13 protein-coding genes, 1 tRNA gene, 2 rRNA genes and 2 pseudogenes (1 of these 18 cut by a window edge) are annotated in these 21,452 nt (G+C 62.2%); 10 read left to right on the forward strand and 8 right to left on the reverse strand.

Features of this window, described 5'->3' with window-relative positions:
* The 3 genes from ACVDG8_RS23940 to ACVDG8_RS23950 form a co-directional block, all read left to right on the forward strand.
* Nucleotides 1–2,206 (forward strand): 23S ribosomal RNA (locus tag ACVDG8_RS23940) (it extends 643 nt beyond the left edge of the window).
* A gap of 278 nt (nt 2,207–2,484) precedes the next feature.
* Nucleotides 2,485–2,599: ribosomal RNA gene (gene rrf / locus ACVDG8_RS23945) — 5S ribosomal RNA — on the forward strand.
* A gap of 226 nt (nt 2,600–2,825) precedes the next feature.
* A tRNA-Met gene (locus tag ACVDG8_RS23950) sits at nt 2,826–2,902 on the forward strand.
* Nucleotides 2,903–3,190: 288 nt separating this feature from the next.
* On the opposite strand, the gene ACVDG8_RS23955 is transcribed toward ACVDG8_RS23950, so the two are convergent.
* The 4 genes from ACVDG8_RS23955 to ACVDG8_RS23970 form a co-directional block, all read right to left on the reverse strand.
* Nucleotides 3,191–4,513 carry an NAD(P)/FAD-dependent oxidoreductase gene (locus tag ACVDG8_RS23955; protein ID WP_447256925.1) on the reverse strand — a complete coding sequence of 441 codons (1,323 nt, stop codon included), beginning with the start codon at nt 4,511–4,513 and terminating at the stop codon, nt 3,191–3,193.
* A gap of 100 nt (nt 4,514–4,613) precedes the next feature.
* The gene (locus tag ACVDG8_RS23960; protein ID WP_447256926.1) at nt 4,614–5,012 is read right to left on the reverse strand and encodes a RidA family protein; all 399 of its coding nucleotides are present in this window, start codon (nt 5,010–5,012) and stop codon (nt 4,614–4,616) included.
* On the reverse strand, nt 5,012–6,094 hold the full coding sequence (locus tag ACVDG8_RS23965) for an alanine racemase (protein ID WP_447257426.1): 1,083 nt from the start codon (nt 6,092–6,094) through the stop codon (nt 5,012–5,014). Before ACVDG8_RS23965 ends, ACVDG8_RS23960 begins: the two co-directional genes overlap by 1 nt.
* A 185-nt stretch (nt 6,095–6,279) precedes the next feature.
* Nucleotides 6,280–7,719 (reverse strand): aldehyde dehydrogenase family protein, encoded by a 1,440-nt coding sequence (locus ACVDG8_RS23970; RefSeq protein WP_447256927.1) that lies wholly within the window; start codon nt 7,717–7,719, stop codon nt 6,280–6,282.
* A 138-nt stretch (nt 7,720–7,857) separates the two neighbouring features.
* Here ACVDG8_RS23970 and ACVDG8_RS23975 point away from each other — a divergent pair, with 138 nt between their 5' ends.
* On the forward strand, nt 7,858–8,763 hold the full coding sequence (locus tag ACVDG8_RS23975) for a LysR family transcriptional regulator (protein WP_447256928.1): 906 nt from the start codon (nt 7,858–7,860) through the stop codon (nt 8,761–8,763).
* A gap of 166 nt (nt 8,764–8,929) precedes the next feature.
* On the opposite strand, the gene ACVDG8_RS23980 is transcribed toward ACVDG8_RS23975, so the two are convergent.
* Nucleotides 8,930–10,048, reverse strand: a complete 1,119-nt coding sequence (locus ACVDG8_RS23980) for an NAD(P)/FAD-dependent oxidoreductase (RefSeq protein ID WP_447256929.1) — start codon at nt 10,046–10,048, stop codon at nt 8,930–8,932.
* Nucleotides 10,049–10,160: 112 nt separating this feature from the next.
* Here ACVDG8_RS23980 and ACVDG8_RS23985 point away from each other — a divergent pair, with 112 nt between their 5' ends.
* The 5 genes and pseudogenes from ACVDG8_RS23985 to ACVDG8_RS24005 all read left to right on the forward strand — a co-directional run bounded on the left by ACVDG8_RS23985 (nt 10,161) and on the right by ACVDG8_RS24005 (nt 16,885).
* Complete coding sequence (locus ACVDG8_RS23985) at nt 10,161–11,066, forward strand: LysR family transcriptional regulator (RefSeq protein WP_447257427.1); 906 nt, start codon at nt 10,161–10,163, stop codon at nt 11,064–11,066.
* Between the two features lie 88 nt (nt 11,067–11,154).
* Nucleotides 11,155–13,232 (forward strand): annotated as a pseudogene (locus tag ACVDG8_RS23990) (hydantoinase/oxoprolinase family protein).
* A 6-nt stretch (nt 13,233–13,238) separates the two neighbouring features.
* The gene (locus tag ACVDG8_RS23995; RefSeq protein WP_447256931.1) at nt 13,239–15,224 is read left to right on the forward strand and encodes a hydantoinase B/oxoprolinase family protein; all 1,986 of its coding nucleotides are present in this window, start codon (nt 13,239–13,241) and stop codon (nt 15,222–15,224) included.
* Nucleotides 15,221–15,520 carry a (2Fe-2S)-binding protein gene (locus ACVDG8_RS24000; protein WP_447256932.1) on the forward strand — a complete coding sequence of 100 codons (300 nt, stop codon included), beginning with the start codon at nt 15,221–15,223 and terminating at the stop codon, nt 15,518–15,520. The genes ACVDG8_RS23995 and ACVDG8_RS24000 overlap by 4 nt, the downstream gene beginning before the upstream one ends.
* Nucleotides 15,517–16,885: pseudogene (locus ACVDG8_RS24005) on the forward strand (FAD-dependent oxidoreductase). The gene ACVDG8_RS24000 and the pseudogene ACVDG8_RS24005 overlap by 4 nt, the downstream one beginning before the upstream one ends.
* Before the next feature lie 26 nt (nt 16,886–16,911).
* Here ACVDG8_RS24005 and ACVDG8_RS24010 read toward each other — a convergent pair.
* Nucleotides 16,912–18,237 carry an NAD(P)/FAD-dependent oxidoreductase gene (locus tag ACVDG8_RS24010; RefSeq protein ID WP_447256934.1) on the reverse strand — a complete coding sequence of 442 codons (1,326 nt, stop codon included), beginning with the start codon at nt 18,235–18,237 and terminating at the stop codon, nt 16,912–16,914.
* Nucleotides 18,238–18,461: 224 nt separating this feature from the next.
* Between ACVDG8_RS24010 and ACVDG8_RS24015 the strand changes: the two genes are divergently transcribed.
* On the forward strand, nt 18,462–18,938 hold the full coding sequence (locus tag ACVDG8_RS24015) for an Lrp/AsnC family transcriptional regulator (RefSeq protein WP_127220635.1): 477 nt from the start codon (nt 18,462–18,464) through the stop codon (nt 18,936–18,938).
* 15 nt (nt 18,939–18,953) lie between these two features.
* On the opposite strand, the gene ACVDG8_RS24020 is transcribed toward ACVDG8_RS24015, so the two are convergent.
* Nucleotides 18,954–20,609: an ABC transporter ATP-binding protein gene (locus ACVDG8_RS24020; RefSeq protein WP_447256935.1), complete on the reverse strand. Its 1,656-nt coding sequence runs from the start codon at nt 20,607–20,609 to the stop codon at nt 18,954–18,956.
* The gene (locus ACVDG8_RS24025) at nt 20,606–21,451 is read right to left on the reverse strand and encodes an ABC transporter permease (protein WP_447256936.1); all 846 of its coding nucleotides are present in this window, start codon (nt 21,449–21,451) and stop codon (nt 20,606–20,608) included. The genes ACVDG8_RS24020 and ACVDG8_RS24025 overlap by 4 nt, the downstream gene beginning before the upstream one ends.
* Between the last annotated feature and the right edge of the window lies 1 nt (nt 21,452).

Raw genomic sequence — 21,452 nt, forward strand, 5'->3', positions numbered from 1 at the left:
GACCACGTACCTTTTGTATAATGGGTCAGCGACTTAGTGTGACGAGCAAGCTTAAACCGCTAGGTGTAGGCGCAGCGAAAGCGAGTCTGAACAGGGCGTTCAGTTCGTCGCATTAGACCCGAAACCGAGTGATCTAGCCATGAGCAGGTTGAAGGTAAGGTAACACTTACTGGAGGACCGAACCCATAACTGTTGCAATAGTTCGGGATGACTTGTGGCTAGGGGTGAAAGGCCAATCAAACTCGGAAATAGCTGGTTCTCCGCGAAATCTATTTAGGTAGAGCGTCGACCGAATACCCCAGGGGGTAGAGCACTGGATGGGCTAGGGGTCCTCACCGGATTACCAAACCTAACCAAACTCCGAATACCTGGGAGTACTAGTCGGCAGACACACGGCGGGTGCTAACGTCCGTCGTGAAAAGGGAAACAACCCTGACCTACAGCTAAGGTCCCCAAGTTATGGCTAAGTGGGAAAGGATGTGAGGATCCCAAAACAACCAGGATGTTGGCTTAGAAGCAGCCATCATTTAAAGAAAGCGTAACAGCTCACTGGTCTAAATAAGGGTCTTTGCGCCGAAAATGTAACGGGGCTAAAGCCATACACCGAAGCTTAGGGTTTGCCGCAAGGCCAAGCGGTAGCGGAGCGTTCTGTAAGCTGATGAAGCCGTACCCGTGAGGGGCGGTGGAGGTATCAGAAGTGCGAATGCTGACATGAGTAACGTAAGGGGAGTGAGAGACTCCCCCGCCGAAAGACCAAGGGTTCCTGCTTAAAGTTAATCTGAGCAGGGTTAGCCGGCCCCTAAGACGAGGCGGAAACGCGTAGTCGATGGGAACCACGTTAATATTCGTGGGCCTGGAGGTAGTGACGGATCGCACAAGTTGTCCAATCTTATCGGATTGAACGGGCAGCGGAGCGGTTCCAGGAAATAGCTCCTCCTTATAGACCGTACCCGAAACCGACACTGGTGGTCAGGTAGAGTATACCAAGGCGCTTGAGAGAACTATGCTGAAGGAACTCGGCAAATTGCACGCGTAACTTCGGAAGAAGCGTGACCCTTTTCTGCGCAAGCAGAGGAGGGTGGCACAGACCAGGGGGTAGCGACTGTTTATCAAAAACACAGGGCTCTGCGAAGCCGCAAGGCGACGTATAGGGTCTGACGCCTGCCCGGTGCTGGAAGGTTAAGAGGAGGGGTGCAAGCTCTGAATCGAAGCCCCAGTAAACGGCGGCCGTAACTATAACGGTCCTAAGGTAGCGAAATTCCTTGTCGGGTAAGTTCCGACCTGCACGAATGGCGTAACGACTTCCCCGCTGTCTCCAGCATAGACTCAGTGAAATTGAATTCCCCGTGAAGATGCGGGGTTCCTGCGGTTAGACGGAAAGACCCCGTGCACCTTTACTATAGCTTTACATTGGCATTCGTAGTGGCATGTGTAGGATAGGTGGTAGGCTTTGAAGCCTGGGCGCTAGCTCAGGTGGAGCCACCCTTGAAATACCACCCTTATTACTATGGATGTCTAACCGCGGCCCGTTATCCGGGTCCGGGACAATGTATGGTGGGTAGTTTGACTGGGGCGGTCGCCTCCTAAAGAGTAACGGAGGCGCGCGATGGTGGGCTCAGAACGGTCGGAAATCGTTCGCTGAGTGCAATGGCATAAGCCTGCCTGACTGCGAGACTGACAAGTCGAGCAGAGACGAAAGTCGGTCATAGTGATCCGGTGGTCCCGCGTGGAAGGGCCATCGCTCAACGGATAAAAGGTACGCCGGGGATAACAGGCTGATGACCCCCAAGAGTCCATATCGACGGGGTTGTTTGGCACCTCGATGTCGACTCATCGCATCCTGGGGCTGGAGCAGGTCCCAAGGGTATGGCTGTTCGCCATTTAAAGCGGTACGTGAGTTGGGTTCAGAACGTCGTGAGACAGTTCGGTCCCTATCTGCCGTGGGTGTAGGAATATTGAAAGGATCTGTCCCTAGTACGAGAGGACCGGGATGGACGGATCTCTGGTGGACCTGTTGTGGCGCCAGCCGCATTGCAGGGTAGCTATATCCGGACGGGATAACCGCTGAAGGCATCTAAGCGGGAAACCCACCTTAAAACGAGTATTCCCTGAGAACCGTGGAAGACGACCACGTTGATAGGCCGGGTGTGGAAGAGCGGCAACGCTTGAAGCTTACCGGTACTAATAGTTCGATCGGCTTGATCGTTCTCATTCCTAATATCCATCGTGAAATACGATGGTTTGACCAGCGCTCACGCATGAGCGGCCCTTACGGGCCTATGCTCCGCGAGGGCGCCGGAAAACCGGCGACGCGCAGTCGCGCTTGCGGGCTTACGCCCGAAGCAACCTGCAGAAGACGTCGCCTTGGCACAAAAAAGACCAGCGAACAGCTTAGAGAGAGCACGAGGATAGGATCTCCCTATTCGCTACTCGCTCATCGCTATTCGCTCAAAAAGCTTCTCGATATAACGTGCGTTTTGCCGACCTGGTGGTTATGGCGGAGCGGCTGCACCCGATCCCATTCCGAACTCGGCCGTGAAACGCTCCAGCGCTGATGGTACTTCGTCTCAAGACGCGGGAGAGTAGGTCGCTGCCAGGTCTGCTAAATGCACGTTAAACTCACATCCAAATCGGATGAGAGACAAATCTTCTCTCTGCTGTTTTTTGATGCATGTCGTTGTCCCAAAACCGCTAAGCACTTTTGGGCGACATGCATAAGGCCCGCCAAGGGACCACGGGCCGCGCAAGCGGCCCTTTCATTTGGTGAGCCACCTATCTATCTGTAGGCCAGCCTCTCATAGGCTCGCGCTTACGCCAAAGGTTGACGCGGGGTGGAGCAGCCCGGTAGCTCGTCAGGCTCATAACCTGAAGGTCACAGGTTCAAATCCTGTCCCCGCAACCAATTTTATCATAAATCAATTACCGTCCCGGTCTAACCCGGGGCGGTTTTTGCGTTTGAAGGGACACAATCGTCGCTGCTGGTTTTGGGACAAATAGGGCACCAAGGCGTCATGCCGGAAAGGCAGCTTTGCGCACAATTTCGGACTTTACGACGGAGTCTCCTGCATCCTACAAGCAGACATTGTCCCTCTCCTAGACAGTCCTACCGTCCTGAGCAGTCGAACATAGGAGTGCTGGCGCTGAGCCAGTCGGTCGCAATGCGATCCCAAACCGGCCGCCCCGGGACACCTCACAGTGGCCCGACCTTGATCATCGAGCCATCGGTCAGCCGAGCAAGCCGGAAGGGGCTCGGATCGACGCTTGGCGTCTCATTGGTGATCAAATCCGCCGCAAGATAGCCTACGCCAGGGCCGAGGCCGAAGCCGTGGCCGGAGCAGCCCGCTGCCAGGTAAAGCCCTCCAAGCGTATCGATACCGGATATCACCGGTATCGCGTCAGGGGTGCAATCGACATAGGCGCCCCATGCTTGATCGAGTTCGAGGCCTGCCAGTTGGGGAAACGTTCCACGTACATTGTCCATAATTGTCTTGACCAGCCGTCGGTTTGGAGCGGGATCGAGAATGCGATTGCGCTCGAAAATCGTTGGATCGTTCCCGAACAGCGCGCCCAGGGACTCAGGGCCTCCGTAGAACGAGCTGCCGAGCCTCAACTTCACCGACTTGAAGCGCTTGATGAATTGCGGCAAGAACTCGCGGGCGAAGCGAATGCCCTGCGGCGTTATTTCCAAAGTGGCCCGGCCGCTGATGGCCATGGTATAACTGCCATCAAGCCGACGCGTCATCGCGACATCGGGACAATAGAGGACCTCGCCCACATTGGCCGTCGGCTTCGAGCGGACGACTGTCTGCCGAACGCTGGCCTGAGGGAAGATGACCCCGTGGCGGCGCATGAAGCCGGAAGCCCAGGCACCGGCGGCACATAGGACGGCGTCGGTGCGAATGCGACCCTTTTCGGTATGTATTCCCGTCACCCTGCCGTTGGTGACGTCGAGGCCCCGTGCCGCGCAGTTCTGATGGATTGTCGCGCCCAGCGCGCGGGCGCCTTCCGCAAGCGCCGGTGCCGCGATGGCAGGCTCACCCTTGCCATCCGCCACGGAGTGCAGTCCACCCAACCATTTACGTCGTGCTTGCGGAATCTGTCTGCCGGCTTCCGCTGCGCTCAGCATATGAGTTTCAACGCCGAACTCCTTCGCCGTCGGCCGCCAAGCTTCCCAGTATGCCAGCATGGCGGCGTTGTCGGTCGTGTAGATTAGGCCGGTGCGGCGGAAGCCTAGATCCTGACCTATGTCGGTTGCCAAATTGGCCCAGAGCCGCATGGAGATGAGCGAAAGAGGCATCTCGCGAGGATCGCGGTTCTGCTGGCGACACCAGCCCCAACTGCGGCTTGATTGCTCGCATGCGACATGGCCCTTCTCGAGCAACGCTACGGAGAACCCACGCTTTGCGAGAAAGTAGGCCGAGGCGGTACCGACGATCCCCCCGCCTATGACCACGACGTCTACTGCTTTGGGAAGAACCACATCGCTGGAGACAGAGCGGACAACAGGAGACATATGGAAGAACCTCGTTGGATTGACCGGGACGACCGGGGCGCCTTTGCAGCCGTCGTCGTGTGCGGCAGATCAATGGGAGATGTTCCGTTGGCTTGCGCGGTCACTGCTGCATCGGAATGGTCGCGATCGCGTCTATTTCAACCAGGTAGCCATAGTGCAGTTCAGGCACGGGAATGACCGTTCGCGCAGGCCTCGCATCACCGAGCATCTCGCTGTAGACGCGATTGAACTCAGGCCAATTATGCACGCCAACGATATAGGCCGCGACGCGGCAGAGGTCGTGCGGCTCTCCGCCAGCTGCCTTCAGTATAGTGAGTACGTTGGCGATGGTCTGGCGGGCCTGGATTTCGAAGCTTGTGTCAGCGAGTAACGCTTTGTCAGCCTTGGTCGGAAGCTGGCCTGAAATGTACAGGCTGTTGCCTGATCGGATTGCCTGCGAATAGTGGCCTGCCGGAGCTGGCGCGTTCTCAGTCAGGATGGTTTGCGGCTTGCTGTCCACTACCAGCCTCCAAAGCGCTGCCACTCGCCCTCGACAATGTCGCAGGCGCCGCGGACGACATGATAGCTGCGAAACTGAGCTCCGGTCGCGCAGGCATGGCAGGGCAAAATCCGAACACGATCGCCGATCCTGAGGGAGGGCAAGGTCGCGCCGGACCCTGGACGCACCATGATGATGCCGTGCTCCTGGTTCGCATCTGCCAGTATGAGATTTTCGAATGGTCGGCCATTGCTGTCGCAGACAATACCATAGCGATGATTGACCTCCTGCCTGGCGGTTCCAAGATCTCGCGACATCGCCATCCAGCCGGCGTCGATCAGGATCCAACCTTTTTCATGCTGATGGCCGATGACGGTCGCCAGCACGGAGATGGCAATATCCTCAATCTTGCAGATGCCGATGCCAGCCATCACAAGGTCGAAGAATACGAAAACGCCCGCGCGGACTTCGGTAACACCAGTCAGATCGACGGCACGATGGGCGGTGGGGGTTGATCCGACGCTGACGATGGGGCAGGGCAAGCCAGCGTCTCGAAGAATGGTAGCAGCGGTGACGACAGCGCACCGCTCTTCCTCGGCGCAACGCTGCAGTGCCTCACGCTCCTGCACACCGTAACTGCCGCCGGCATGGGTCAGAACCCCGCGTAGTTCTGCTCCATCCAGCAAGGCTCCAGCAATTGCGAGCAGCCGAACCCGGTCGTTGGGCAACACGCCCGACCGGTGACCGTCACAGTCGATTTCGATCAGGGCAGGGATGGCTTTGCCGGCTTCTCGGGATGCCGCGGCGACCGCCTGCGCCTGTTCGACCGTGTCAAGAACCAGTGCAAGGTCGATACCCCGTCTTCTTAGCTCGATCACTTTGCCTAGCTTCGCTGGTGCGATGCCCACGGCATAGATGATGTCCACGACCCCAGCATCGGCGAAAACCTGTGCTTCCCTGAGAGTGGAGACGGTGGCCGGCCCCTCTTTCGCGGTCATGACTCGCTGGGCAATTTCGACCGACTTTGCCGTCTTGAGATGGGGGCGCAACGACACCCCAAGAGACGCAAGCCGTTCGCGCAATCGAGCGATATTACGGTCCATGCGATCGGCATCGAGGATGAGGCAGGGCGTTGCCAGATCGCCCCGAGACGTGTCGCGGCGCTCTCGTCCTGCGTGATGTCCAGTGTCTCTGCTTCACTCACCGGCTTCTTCCTTGCCTTGAGTGCGACGATCGGGTGCGCCGCCCACCAAGGCGAACCGCGCGGAGGTCGGGCAATCCGGGCCGGTCATGCCGGGAAATAGCCGAGGATCGCTTTCGTCTCGAGATACTCCTCCAGACCAAAGACACCGTATTCCCGGCCATTGCCCGACTGCTTGTATCCTCCGAAGGGGGCAAAGCCGTCCCATGCGGGATGATTGATATGCACTTGACCGGCACGAATTCTTCCCGCTACGCGACGCGCACGATCGAGATCGCTCGATTGAACGTGGGCCCCCAGGCCATAGACCGTATCATTGGCGATACGGATTGCCTCATGCTCGTCCTCATAGGGAACGAGGCAAAGCACCGGTCCGAAGATTTCTTCCTGGGCGATACGCATTCCCGTATGCACCTCGGAGAATATGGTCGGCTTGACGAAATAGCCTTTCGAAAGGCCTTCAGGTCGCCCTGGTCCGCCGCAGACAAGCTTGGCGCCCTCCGCAATTCCGAGGCCGATCATCGCTTGCACCTTGTCGAACTGCGCAGGATTGGCCACGGGTCCGAGGTCGGTGGCTTTGTCGAACGGGTCGCCGACCGTCATTTGAGCCGCGACCGTCCTGGCCAGCTCTTCTACCTGCGAAAGTCGCTTGGCGGGCACAATCATTCGCGTGGGGGCGCTGCACGATTGGCCAACATTGCGAAACGCGGCGGCAACACCGAGTGGCACAACCCGCGCCAAATCGGCGTCGTCGAGCAGGACGTTGGGCGATTTACCCCCCAATTCCTGGGTTACGCGCTTGACCGTGGGCGCCGCGGCCTGCGCGACCAGCACGCCGGCGCGTGTCGACCCTGTCATCGAGATCATGTCGACGTCGGCGTGGGAAGCAAGCGCGGCCCCAACCTCTTCCCCGGTGCCGGTAACCATATTGAAAACGCCAGGCGGTGTTCCGGCATCATGCATGATCTGCGCGAACAGATGTGCGCTGAACGGAGAAAGTTCACTGGGCTTGAGGACGATGGTGCAGCCAGCAGCGAGTGCCGGAGAAACCTTCGCTGTGATCTGATAAAGCGGCCAGTTCCATGGCGTGATGAGACCGCAGACGCCAATCGCTTCCCTGCCGATCGCGGTTGTGCCCTGCTTCTTGATGAAGCTGTAATCTTCCAGCACCTCGATCGCGGCGCGGATATGAGCGAGCCCGAAAGGAACCTGCGAGGCGCGCACAAAGGCGATCGCTGATCCCATCTCATGGCATATCGCCTCAGCCAGATCGTCGAATCGCTCTTCGAGGAGAGTGAGAATCCGCTTGAGCAACTTGATTCGTTCGTTCGGTGATGTCGCTGAAAAAGATGCAAATGCCCCCCGGGCGGCAGCAACCGCGATGTCGACATCCAAGATACTGCCTCGAGCGACAGACCCTATTACCTCTTCCGTCGACGGGCTGACGATTGGGATCGTCGCGACGGCCTTTGCGGGAAGTCGCCAGCCGCCATCAAGATATAGCTGATCGCACCGCGGCATGCGCATTGATGTGTTCTCCCATCGCCCACCAAAAAGCGGCGCCGTGCCGGGGTGCTTATCGCGGCCATTGCCTAGTTGGGGAGAGTATGAAGTCGTAAATATCACAATTAACCGATTCTATATCCTCAATTAACATCGATCTTAATGATATCGACGGATGATCTGACCTTCTTCCAAGCCGTTTCGAGCGCGACCTCGCTCGCGGAAGCTGCACGAAGGCTCAACGTGACCCCACCGGCAGTGACGCAGCGTCTGCGAGCCATTGAGGATCGCATTGGAGTGAGACTCATCGAGCGTACATCGCGAGGCCTCAGCCTTACGGACGAGGGTGAGCTGGTCGCTTCAGAGGGGGCTTCGATCATTGCAGCCATCGAGGATTTGTCGGAGCGCCTGGCCAGCCGAACCAGCAAGGTGCGGGGACATTTGCGTGTCGCGGCACCCTATGGCTTTGGCAGGCGATACATCGCACCGATCGTGCAGGAATTCGTAACGAAGCATCCCGCAGTGTCGGTGACGCTGGAACTCTCCGATAGCCCGATCAGACAGATGTCTGAAAGCTGGGACGTGGTGGTGCATATCGGATCACTGCCTGAGAGCGATCGTCTGGTGACCACACTCGCTCCGAATGAGCGGGTTCTGTGTGCATCCCCCAGCTATCTGAAGCATAGCTTGCCGATACTCCAGCCGGAAGATCTCGTGCAGCATCGATGCCTTGCCCTTCGAGAAAACAACGAAGACGTAACGCTGTGGCGCTTTACCCATTCCAGGCATGGCAGGACGACCGTTCGGGTAAAGCCGTGCATGTCGAGTAATGATGGAGAGATAGTCCGGGACTGGGCCCTTGCCGGGCTTGGAGTGATGGTTCGAAGCGAATGGGATGTGGCTGATGATTTGGCAGCCGGGCGTCTGCAGAGCGTTCTCCCTGCATGGTCATCGCCGTCGGCTGACGTGGTTGCACTGCTTCATGCCCGCCAGGGACGCAGCCGCCGGACGAACGGGTTCCTGCAAACGCTCAGAGAGAGGCTGAACTCGCCTCCATGGCGTCGCTGAAACGTCAGTTTCCCCGCTGGGCTTCTGCGAAGCTGCCATGATGTCGGCCGCAAATACGACATGGCTGCGTTACGCCTCGTGTCAGGGACTGCAGTGAGTTCGAGCGTTCCCTAAAACGGTCACTGCCAGTGGCCTCAAGGAGGCCAATCGCAATGGATTTGCTTCGTCAGGCTTCTCGGTTGAAGCGCTCGATCGTGAAATCGTCCAGCGACGTTTCGGAGCGGTCGGTCGTGATGAGTTCGGCCATCGCCTCGCCCACGCCCGGACCAAGCTGGAAACCATGTCCACTGAACCCAAAGGCGTGAAACAGGCCCGGCGTCGTCGCGGAACGCCCGATAACCGGCAGCATGTCGCGGACATAGCCTTCGCAACCCGACCAAGTACGTATGACCGCGACGTTTGCGATCGCCGGCAAAAGTCGCGCCACGGCGCGCAACTGCACCGGCAGCCGCATCGGGTCGGCGACCGCGTGGCCTGGATCGAGGTTCGCCGCCACCCGTTCGGCCGCACCGCCGAAGACGATGTTGCCACGCTCGACCTGACGCAGATAGGCGCCATAGTCCTTGTCGCGCGTCCAGATGCCTACCACGGGCAGCACCCGGTGCGGCAGGGGCTCGGTCACGCCCATTTGCGGTCCGCGAGCTTCGAGGGGAACATGTTCGCCGAACAGCGCGGCGATGCGAGCGCCCCAAGCGCCGGCGGCGTTGAGCAGACATGCGGCGCCGAATGGACCTTTTGAGGTAGCGATAAGGAAGCCGGAGCCCGTCTGCTCGACCTTTTCGACTTGAGCTTGTTCGATGATTTCGGCGCCAAGCCTGCGAGCAGCCTCGGCAAAGGCCGGCGCGATCAGGCGGGGATTGCCGCTGCCGTCATGCGGCGAGAACGATGCCGCGATCGCCTCGGGGCCGAGCCCGGGAAAACGGGCGCGGATCTCGTGCGGCTCGAGTTCCTGCAGCTCGAGCCCCCACGGGCGCGCGGCCTCAGCGTAAGCCCGCATGTCGGCGAGACCGCCCTGGTCGAAGATAAGCCGGATATGGCCGGTGGCGCGGAACTCGACATCGCGCCCGAGCATCTTCTCGGCCTCGCCCCAGAGCCTGAGCGAACGATGAGCCAGCGGGAGCTGGGAAAGATGCCGCCCGGTTCGCCGGATGTTGCCGAACGAGGCGACCGTCGCTCCAGTGCCGATTCGGTTGCGCTCGATCAGCGTCACGCGGGCTCCGCGCCTCGCGAGGAAATAGGCCGAAGCCGTCCCCATCAGTCCGCCGCCCAGCACAATCACATCCATAATCGTTCCTTAGCGCTGAGGCTGATCCTTGCAGTGCCATCTTGTTCGCGCCGCGGCTTTGCGTCAAAGATGGGTTTGGACAGCGGCCATAAGCTTGGCCTATGGAGTGGCGATGCGGGCTCGGCAGCTTGAAGTGTTCATCGCCGTCATGCGCGCGGGCACTGTGACGGCCGCGGCGCGGATGCTGAACATTTCCCAGCCGGCGCTCAGCCAGATTCTGCTTCATACCGAGGACGAACTCGGCTTCACGCTATTCGAGCGTGTGAAGGGCAGGCTTCGCCCGACGCCGGAAGCGCTTGAGATTTTCGCCGATGCGGAGAGGCTATCGGCGGGGCTCGACGGCCTGCGCCGCAAGACCACCGACCTGCGTCTCGGCCGAACCGGGCTGGTGCGGGTGGCGGCCTCGCCGCCCCCGGCCATGGCGATATTGCCGCGCGCCTTCACCGCATTCCGGGCGCAGCACCCCGATATTCTGCTGCGTTCCCACAGCGCGCCGATCGCCGCGATCGTCGACATGCTGCGCGCCGGTGATGCCAGTCTCGGCGTGGCCATGGACGATCGCCTGCCTCCCGACATTGAGGCCGAGGTGATCGGCAGCATCGGCTTTGCATGCCTGTTGCCCGCCGGGCACGCGTTGCAAAGCAGGACCGAGCTGACGCTTGCCGATCTCGCTGGGCAAGAGCTGATCTCCTATCGGGGAAACACTCGTCCTGCCGACGAGCTGGCCCAAGCCGCACGCGCGCAAGGAGTAGCGCTTTCGCCGTCGCTCGAGATCGACGCATCTATCTCCGCCATTGGCTTCGTCCAGGCCGGCCTGGGTATAGCTCTCGTCGACGCGCTCCTGCCCTGGCAGCGGTTTGCCGGGCTCGGCGTCAGGCCGCTGGTGGCCGGGCCGGAATTCCCGATCGCGCTGCTCACGTCCCGTGCCCAGGCCCTGTCGCGCGCCGACGAGATGATGCGCGACGAAATCCGTACGGCCTGCTCCGCCATTCTCCACGAGCATCGCGCAAAGTCATAAGCAAGACTTATATCCTTGCCCTTCATCCATCTTGGACCCGCGCCGTCCACTCGTGCCAGTTTCGGTGGCAGACAGGAAGGGACACGTTATGGATGGTGCCGTCGCGACGGATGAGACGCGGAGCAAGGCCGACTGGAAGGTCGGCGTCGATATCGGCGGGACCTTCATAGATTTCTGTGCGCTAGAGGCAAACTCCGGGCGCGTCGCCTCGCTGAAGGTGCTGACGACGCCGGAGGACCCAGGCGCCGAGCTGATGACCGGCCTCATGCTTCTCGCCGAACGGGAAGGATTTGACCCCACTCACATGACCCGCTTCGTGCACGGCACGACCGTCGGCATCAACACCATCATCCAACGCAAGGGTGCGCCGCTGGCGCTTTTCACCAACGCCGGCTTCGAGGATGTCATCGAACTGGCGCGGCTTCGCATGCCGGACATGTATTCGCTGTTCTGCTCGCGGCCGGACCCGCTGATCTCGCGCGACATGGTCTTCGGCATTCCGGTCCGCATGCGCGCCGATGGTAGCGAGTCCCAGGCGCCGGACATGGCGGTTGTGGAAAGCGCCGTCGCTGGCGCGAAGGCGAATGGCGCGCAAGGCATCATCGTCTGCTTCCTTCATGCCTGGCGCAATGCCGCGCAGGAGGCCTTGGTGAAGGCGGCGGTGGCAAGGCTTGCACCGGAGCTCTTCGTCTTCACCTCTGCCGAAGTCTGGCCGGTCATCCGCGAATATGAACGCAGCTCGACCGCTATCCTCAACGGCTATGTCCATCCGCGCGTCTCCGGGTATTTGACGGCGCTGGAAGAGCGGCTGAAGCAGCGAGGGTGCCGGCCCGCCCGATGCTGACGAAATCGAATGGCGGGCTGATGAATGCCGCCGAAGGCAAGCGCGCTTGCGTCAACATGCTGTTGTCCGGAACGGCTTCCGGCGTCATGGGCGCCGCGTGGCTGGCGCGTCAGGCCAGTGAGGACAAGATCCTTACCCTAGACATTGGCGGAACCTCTGCCGACTTCGCGCTCATCATCGGCGGCGAGGCGCAGTTCGGCACCGGCGAGCTGATCGGCGAGTTTCCGCTTCACATCCCGTCCGTATCAGTCAGCTCGATCGGCGTCGGCGGCGGCTCGATCGCCGGCGTCGACGCGCAAGGGGTGCTGCGCGTCGGCCCGGAATCGGCCGGCTCGACGCCTGGACCCACCTGCTATGGCCGTGGCGGCGAGCGAGCGACGGTGACGGACGCCATGGTTGTTTGCGGATGGCTTGGCCACAGCGAGATGGCCTATGGCCAGCTCAGGGTCGATACGGGGCTGGCGCATCGCGCAGTCGGCGATCTTGCCGCCAGGCTCGGGCGTACGGTCGAGCAGACAGCGCAGGCGATCCTCGATATCGCGGTGTCGGAAATGTTCGTCGAGGTCGAAAAACTTGCCTCGAGGGCCGGGGTGGATTTGCGTGATTTCACGCTGATGCCCTTCGGCGGCGGCGGCCCGATGCTCGGCGCCTTCCTGGCCCGCGAGCTCGGCATGAAGCGCGTCATGGCGCCGCGCCGCCCCGGCGTGGTCTCGGCGCTGGGCGGGCTCGTGGCCGATTTGCGTGGCGACTTCATCCGCACCATCTTCGCGCCATTGTCGACCGGGTCGCTTCCCGCGATCCGTGAAGCCTTCGAGGCGCTCGCGCAAGATGGCCGAGACTGGCTAGCGGCGCAGGGCCATGATGCGGCCGCCGATCTCAATCTCTCCTGCGACATGCGCTATCTCGGGCAGAGCTATGAGATCGAGGTCGCGCTTTTGCCGGAATGGCTGGCGGAGGGCAGCGCGGAGGCAATCGAGCAAGCCTTTCACCGCACCCACGAGCAGCTCTACGATTTCCACGATCCCCAAGGTGCGATCGAGCTTGTGAATGTCCGTCTCTCGGCAATAGGCGCGGGCCCGGCGCTATCCTTCCCGGAGATCGAGGAAGTCGATGCGCCGGTCAGTCCTGCGCGCAGACTCTCGGTCTATACGGGTCTGGGCATCGAAACGGTCGACCTCCATGACCGGCAGACACTGGTGCCCGGCAGCCTTTTCCCGGGACCAGCGGTGGTTGTGCAGGAAGACACGACCTTGGTCATCCCGGCCGGAACGCAGGCTAGGGTCGACCGCCATCTCAATATCCTTCTGTCCTTCGCGGAGTAAATGTCTTTGTTCGACCGCACAAACCTTCAGGTTCTGGCCAACCATGCCCGCGCGGCGGCCGAGAATATGGCCCACACGCTGCATCGGACGGCGCATTCAGCCTTCGTCAAGGAGACGCAGGATTTCACCGTGATGCTGATGGACCGTTCTGGCGCGACTTTCGCCGTACCGCTGGAACTCGGTGCCACCTGGTTTCCGGGGCTTTCCTATCACCGCGCGATCGCGATGGTCGATGACTACCGGCCCGGCGACGTCGCCTTCACCAATGATCCTTATTCTGGCCATGTCGCCACGCATGCTCCCGACACGCATCTCTGGAAGCCAGTCTTCATCGACGGCGAGATCGTTGCCTGGACTGGCGGCCACATCCACAACACCGATATGGGCGGCGCAGTGCCGGCTTCGATCAGCCGGGCGCTGACCGAAATCCACCAGGAAGGCATCCGCTTTCCCCCGGTGAAGCTGGTCAATGAGGGCGTCTTCGACGAAATGATCCTGCGGATCATGAGCACCAATGTGCGCAAGCCCGATCTCAACATCGGGGACATCAAGGCACTGGTCGGCGCGCTCAATACCGGTGAGCGCAAGATCCTGGCGATGGTGAAGAAGTTCGGTAAAACTGGCCTCATTGAAGGCGTTGCCGCGCTTCTCGATCATGCGGAGGCCCAAGCGTGCGAGGTGCTGCGCTCGATGCCCGATGGAACATGGGAGTTCGCCGACTATGCCGATGAGGATTCGGTCGAGGCCAATCCCTGCCGACTGAAGCTCACGCTGACGATCAAGGGCGACGAGGCGGTGCTCGACTTCACGGGTTCCGACCCGCAGCTCGGGTCCTCTCTCAACGTGCCTTCAGGTGGCGATCCGCGACACACCGTGCTGCTCGTCGGCGTCTATTATGTGCTTTACACGCTCAATCCGAAGATCATGCTCAACAGCGGGCTTACCCGGCCGTTCACCTGCATCACGCCGCAAGGCTCGGTGTTGAACCCGGTCCATCCGGCCGCCGTCGGCATGCGCTCGCTCACCTGCGCCCGACTGCGCTCTGTCATCTTCGGGGCTTTCTCGCAAGCGGTGCCTGACCGGCTGCCTGCGGCTCCGGCCGGCAACAACTGCATCCTGAACGTCATGACCACCGACGAGCGCACCAGCCGCACGGTCATAGCGGCGGTGAACCCGGTGGTGGGCGGCGGCGGCGCGATGCCGCATCGCGATGGCACCAATGGGTCAGGCGCCGATGCCGCCTATCTGAAGAACACGCCGATCGAGATCACGGAGACCGAGACGCCGGTCGAGTTCGTCAAATACGGGCTCGCCCGGGACAGCGGCGGCGCGGGCCGCTGGCGGGGAGGACTGGCGACCGAGATGGCCTTCCGCGTCTTTGCCCCGGACTCAAGGATCACCGCGCGCAATCGCGACCGCAGCTTCTTCCGCCCCTGGGGCGTGCTGGGCGGCAAGGCGGCCGGCCTGTCGGACATGGTCGTCAATCCAGGGACCGGGAACGAGCGGCGGCTGGGCAATATTGACACCGCGGTGCTGCAGCCTGGCGACGTGCTGGAAATCCGCTCCGCCGGAGGCGGCGGGCGCGGCGATCCGTTTCAGCGCGAGCCCTGGCGGGTCGCTGAGGATGTGCGGCGCGGTTATCTCTCTCCGACAGCTGCGGAGCGCGACTACGGCGTCGTCCTCCGCGACGGTGCGGTCGACGAGCAGGCGACAGACCAATTGCGCGCGCGGCACAACCCATCCGCCGGCCATTTCCATTTCGGGCCGGAGCGCGACGGTTACGAAGCGCAGTGGACGCCGGCCGCCTATGATCGGCTCCATGTCATATTGGACGCCTTGCCGATCCATTGGCGCTTCTTCGTCAAGACGGAGATTTTCCGGCGCATGGAAGGGCGCTCTGGGGCGGATGGCGTCCAAGCAGCCTTCGATGCGGTCTGCGAACGTTTTCCCGAATTGCCACGTCCGAGGCCGGTGCGGGAGGCTGCGGAATGAACACCGGCCGCATCGTTCGGCTGGCAGAGCGCGACCGGGCGGAGGTGCAGTTCTTTCTTGACGGCGAGATGCGCTATGCGCTTGCGGGCGATACCGTGCTGACCGCCATGCTGGCGCCGGGACACACTTTGCGAAATTCCGAATTTGGACCTGAGCCCCGCGCCGGCTTCTGCCTGATGGGAGCCTGTCAGGATTGCTGGGTGTGGCAGGAGGCTGGGCCGCGCGTGCGGGCATGCTCTACGCCGGTCACTGGGGGCATGCGATTGCGCACGACGGCACCGGAGAGCTGGCCGTGAGCGAGGCCTCATCGCAGAAGGTCGTCATCGTCGGCGCCGGCCCCGCCGGAATAAGGGCGGCTGCAACGCTGATCGAGGCTGGGCTTCACCCGGTGGTGATCGACGAAGGCCACCGCGCCGGCGGTCAGATCTATCGGCGCCCCGCCGGACGGTTTCATCCGCCCGCCGGAACAGCTCTACGGGTCGGAAGCGACCAAGGCCCGCGCGTTGCATGCCCTCTTCGACCAACTGGTCGAAGCAGGGCGGCTCACGCATTGTGCGGGCAGTTCCGTCATCGCCGCGCATGAGAGGCGGCTGCATGTGCTGAGGGAAGGTGAGGTGCAAGTGATCGGCTACGACGGCCTGATCCTTGCCACCGGCGCGTCCGACCGCGTCGCCCCGGTCCCCGGTTGGCAGAGTGCCGGCGTCTACAGCCTCGGCGCGGCGCAGATTGCGCTCAAGGCGCAGGGCGTGGCGCTCGGACGGCACATCGTTCTCATCGGATCGGGACCTTTGCTGACGCTGGTCGGCGCGCAACTTCTCAAGGCAGGAGCGGACGTGGCAGCGGTCCTGGACACATCCTCCTGGCACCGGCAGATGCGGGGTTTGTCCGGACTTGCGGCTCGGCCGATCGTCGCGCTGCGTGGTCTGGTCCTGCGGGCACGGCTCGGCGGCCGCTATCATGCGGGCGTGACGCTGGAGCGGATCGAAGCGGACGCATCGGGCATCATTGCGATGCGCTGGCGCGACGCCGGCGGACGGCAGCGCGTCACCCAATGCGACATGGTCGGCATGGGCTGGCACCTGCGGGCGGAGACGCATCTTGCCGACCTGACGGGATGCGCCTTCGACTATGACGAGCAGTGGCGGCAATGGCTGCCACAGACCGACATGATGGGGCGGGCTGGCAACGGAGTCTACCTTGCGGGCGATGGGGCTTGTCTCATTGGTGCGGATGGCGCGGAGATCGCGGGCCGTCTCGCGGCCGTGGCATGCCTCACCGATCTCGGGCATGCGGCGCCATCCGTCAGAGCCGATCTGCGCAAGCTGACGCGGCTCGAGCGCTTTGCCCTCGGTCTGGCTCGTGCCTTTCCCTGGCCGTCCGAGATGGTACGAGCACTGCCCGACGATGCGATCGTCTGCCGCTGCGAAAACATCACTGCCGGAGCGGTGCGCGAGGGCGCGGATTTCGGCGGAGGCGAGGCCAATAGGGTGAAGTCGGTTTCACGGGCCGGCATGGGGCGCTGCCAGGGGCGCTATTGCCAGTTGGCGGCCGTCGAGCTTGTTGCGGCACACGCTGGATGCGGGCCGAAGGATGTCGGCCGATTTCGCGGGCAGGCTCCTGTGCGGCCGACGCCGATCGGCGCTTTTCTCCGGGAAGACTGATGCGACCGCGAAAGCCACGCTTAGTCCTAGAAATCGGCGACCTTGCCCCAAGAGGAGGCGTCGAAGCGTCGCGGGTCATAGGGCGCTGGATCGACGATCGGCTCTGCACCGGTTACCAGATCGGCAACGAGGTGCCCAGCGCCTGGCCCGATGCCGAAGCCGTGACCCGAAAACCCGGCAGCCAGGAAGAAACCCGGAACGGCATGTGTCTCGCCCATGGCCGGCACGCCGTCCGGCGTGCTGTCGATGTAGCCGGCCCAGGCAGCACTGATCCTGGTCTTTCTGAGGTCTGGCAGCAGTTCGAGCGCGCGAGCATGCGTCAGGCGGATCGTCGACTGATCCGGGATCGGATCGAGGATGCGCATGCGTTCCATCGGCGTCGGGCGGTCGAGCCGCCAGCGTCTCAGCGTCTCGTGGCCCGAGCGCACGGCTTGCAGCCCGCCCGGGCCGAGGCTGCGCCACCGCTTCAGGAACATCGGCACGAATTGCGAGGAGAAGCGCAGCTGCTGCGGCGTCAAGTCAACGCGTCCGCGTCCGCTGATCGCGAGCGTGTAGCCGCCGTCGCCGCGACGCGTGGCCGAAATCTTTGCCGTGTGCAGTGCATCGGGCAGGCCTTCAGCGCCGGCCGAGACCGACAGGATCGACGAGCGGATCGATGCCTGCGGGAAGCGGAAGCCGAACTGGTGGCAAAAGGACGACGCCCAGGCGCCGCCGGCCAGGACCGCCATCTTGGTGCGGATCGTACCGCTCTCCGTGATGATGCCGCTCAAGCGCCCGCTTTCGGTCTCGATGCCGCGCGCGGCGCAATTTTGATGCACGCTGCTGCCGAGCTTGAGGATGGCGCGGGCGACCGCCGGCGCGGCCCGCGAGGGATCGGCGGTGCCGTCGGTCGGCGAGAAGACGCCGCCCTTCCACGTTCTGCCGGTGGCGCGGCCTCGCTCGCTGGCCTCGCTGCTGTCAAGCATATGCGTGGTGACGCCGGCGGTTTTGGCGAAGTCGCGCCAGCGCGCCCAGCCGGCCAGCTCGGTCTCGTCATTGCTGAGATAGAGCAGGCCGCAGCGGCGAAAGCCGGTGTCCTCGCCAGTCTCTATCGAAAAGCGCTCCCACAGATCGAGGCTGTGAGTCGCCATTGGCAGCTCGCGGGCATCGCGGTTCTGTTGCCGGCACCATCCCCAGTTCCTGCTGGACTGCTCGGCGCCAATGCGCCCCTTTTCGACAAGCGCGACCTTCATGCCGCGCCGCGCCAAATAGTAGGCCGCGAAGACGCCGACGATGCCGCCGCCGATGATTACCGCATCCGCGGATTGCGGGATCTCGCTGGATGTCTCGATTTGCTGCAGTGGCGCGCGCATGACACTCTCTGCCTTGAAGCCCCAGTTTATCGCGTTGCGCAGGCAGCCGCTGCCGCAGTTGAGGCGCGCGCAGAATATTGTTCCGGCAACCCCGTTGAAATCGCGAGAGCCTGCGCTTCAATGCGGTGCCCGCTCGGATGGACAGGCCGGCGGGCTATGGTAGTCTCGACGGGCACCAGCATGGCAGCATTTTGTGCTGTGGCACTCTTCCTCGGAGACAGCCCATGAAACTGGATCGAATCGACATCAAGATTCTGCACGAGCTGCAGAAGAACGGCCGCATCACCAATGTGGAACTGGCCGAGCTGGTGCATCTGTCGCCGAGCCCATGCCTGATGCGGGTCAAGAAGCTGCAGTCGGAAGGCTACATCGAGGGCTATTCGGCGCAGGTCAATATAGGCAAGCTTGGCCAGACGCTGACCGTGTTCACCGAGATCACCTTGAAGAACCATCGCCAGGTGGATTTCGCCCGCTTCCTCGCCGTCGTGGAAAAGATCGATCAGGTCATCGAATGCCACCTCGTCTCGGGGGGCTACGACTATCTTATGAAATTCGTTACCGCCGGCATCGGCGAGTACCAGACGATCATGGAGCGGCTGACCGACATGGATATCGGCATCGACAAATATTTCTCGTTCGTGGTGCTGAAGTCGCCCATCGTCAAGGCGCACATGCCGCTGCCCAGCTTGTTTCCCATGTGAGACTGCGTTGGCGCGTCAGCGGTGACCATATTGGGCGACGAGCTCCGGGTCGCGGACGAGGCCGTCGAGCCAGGTCGGATCGAGCTTCGGCACGGAGGAGAACAGAAGCTTGGAATAGGGGTGGGTGGCCGCTTTGACTTTGTCTGGCGTGATCTGCTCCACCCGCTGGCCATTATACATGACCATGATCTCGTCGCAGATCGCCTCGACGACGGAGAGGTCGTGGCTGATGAAGATGTAGGACAGACTGAGCTCGCGTTGCAGCTCCTTGAGCAGCTCAATGACGGCGGACGCCACAACCGTGTCGAGCGCCGAGGTGATCTCGTCGCAGATGATCAGCCTGGGATCTGCCGCCAGCGCGCGCGCAAAATTCACGCGCTGCTTCTGGCCACCCGACAGCTCCGCGGGATAACGATAGCGGAGCGACTTCGGCAGGCGCACCATGTCGAGCAGTTCATCGACGCGCTTGGAGCGCGCCTGTCTGTCCAGCCCGTGATAGAAGACCAGCGGCCGGGCGATGATGTCCTCGACCGGCTTTGCCGGATTGAGCGCGGTATCGGCGTACTGGAACACGATCTGCATCTCGCGCAATTGATCCCGGCTGCGCTTGCTTGCAGCGCGCTGCAACGGCTTGCCGTCGAAGACGATGTCACCAGCCGCGGCCGGGTGGATGCCGGCGATCACCCGCGCCAGTGTTGATTTTCCGCAACCGGATTCGCCGATGACGCCGAGATTGCGGCCTTTCTCCACGACCATGCTGACCGTGTCGACGGCGCGGATCAGCGGCAGCCCGTCGTCTCGCACCGCGCCGTATCCGGCCGTTATGTTGTCGATGCGCAGCAGCTGGTTGGTCGCGGCCTTCGCATCCGCGTGCGCTTGCCGCTGCTTAGGTTCAAACGCAGCCAGCAGCTCGCGCGTATAGGGATGCTTGGCGCATGTAAGGATTTCAGCCGTCGTGCCGGTCTCCTGTACTTCGCCGCCCTTCAGCACAATGATGCGATCGGCAATCTGGGCGACAACGGCGAGATCGTGGGACACATAGACGCCCGCAATCCCGTCCGCCCGCATCACCGACTTGAAGGCCTTCAGAACGTCGATCTGCGTCGTCACGTCGAGAGCCGTCGTCGGCTCGTCGAAGATGACCAGCTTGGGATTGCCGATGAGCGCCATGGCCGCCGCAAGCCGCTGCAATTGTCCGCCCGAAACCTGATGCGGATAACGCGAGCCGATCCCTTCCGGATTCGGCAGCGACAAGGCCCTGAACAACTCGACCGCCCGCTTGCGCGCCCGCTCGGGCGGCATCAGCCTGTGGATGCGCGTGACTTCGATTACCTGCTCCATGATGGTGGACGCGGGGTTGAAGGAGGCGGCCGCGCTTTGCGGCACATAGGCGATGTCGGTGCCGCGCAGCTTGGCCCGTTCCTTCTCGGAGAGCGCTGCCATGTTCTTGTCGTTGACGTTGATCTGGCCGCCGGTGATCCGGCATCCCGGCCGCGCGTGGCCCATGAGCGAGAGCGCCACCGTCGTCTTGCCGGAGCCGCTCTCGCCGATCAGCGCGACGATCTCGCCGTCGGCGATATCGAGGCTGACACCCTTGATGATCTCGACGACACGTCCGGCGTCGGTCGTCGCCTCGATGCTTAGGTTTCTGACCTCGACGAGATTGGTCATGCGTCGCGGTCCCTGATCTTCTGCGGCAGGTTGTCGATCAGCAGGTTGACGCTGATGGTGAGGCTGGCGATCGCCAGTGAGGGCACAACGACCGCTGGGGCCGCGAAGGGCAAGCCACCGATGTTCTCACGCACAAGCGCGCCCCAGTCGGCCAAAGGTGGTTGCAGGCCGAGCCCGAGGAAGGACAGGCCTGAAAGCAGGAGCACGATGAAGACGAAGCGCAGGCCGAAGTCGGCCAACACCGGGCGGACGATGTTGGGCAGAATCTCGGACCAGATGAGATAGGCCGTGCTTTCGCCACGGACACGGGCCACGGTCATGAAATCCATGGTGTTGGTGTTGACTGCGAGCGCCCGCGCGAAACGGTAGGCGCCGGGGATATAAATCACCGCGAGCGTCAGGATCAGCACAGGGATCGAGGAGCCGACCGCTGCGACGACCACGAGACCGAACAGCTTGCTCGGGATGGAGTTCATCGCGTCGAAGAAACGGCTGAGGCAGGTGTCGAACCAGCCGCCAGTCACAGCCGCGAGCATGCCAAGCGCGACACCCGAAAAACAGGCGATGCAAACGGCTGCGAGCGATATGCCGACGGTGTAGCGCGCGCCCATCAGCACTCGCGAAAGCATATCGCGCCCGAGATAGTCCGAGCCGAGCCACAATCCCTGGCGCATCGGGCCGAAATAATCGTCGTCGACTATGTCGCCGATGGGATGCGGAATGATGTAGGGCGCGAAGATCGCGACCACCATCCACGCCATGATGACCAGCGAAGCCACGACGCCGACAAGGTTGTAGCTGTGGCCCAGGAAGGACCGTCGGGAGGCCACTGCGCGCGCCATC

The sequence above is a fragment of the Mesorhizobium sp. ORM8.1 genome (assembly GCF_053005525.2).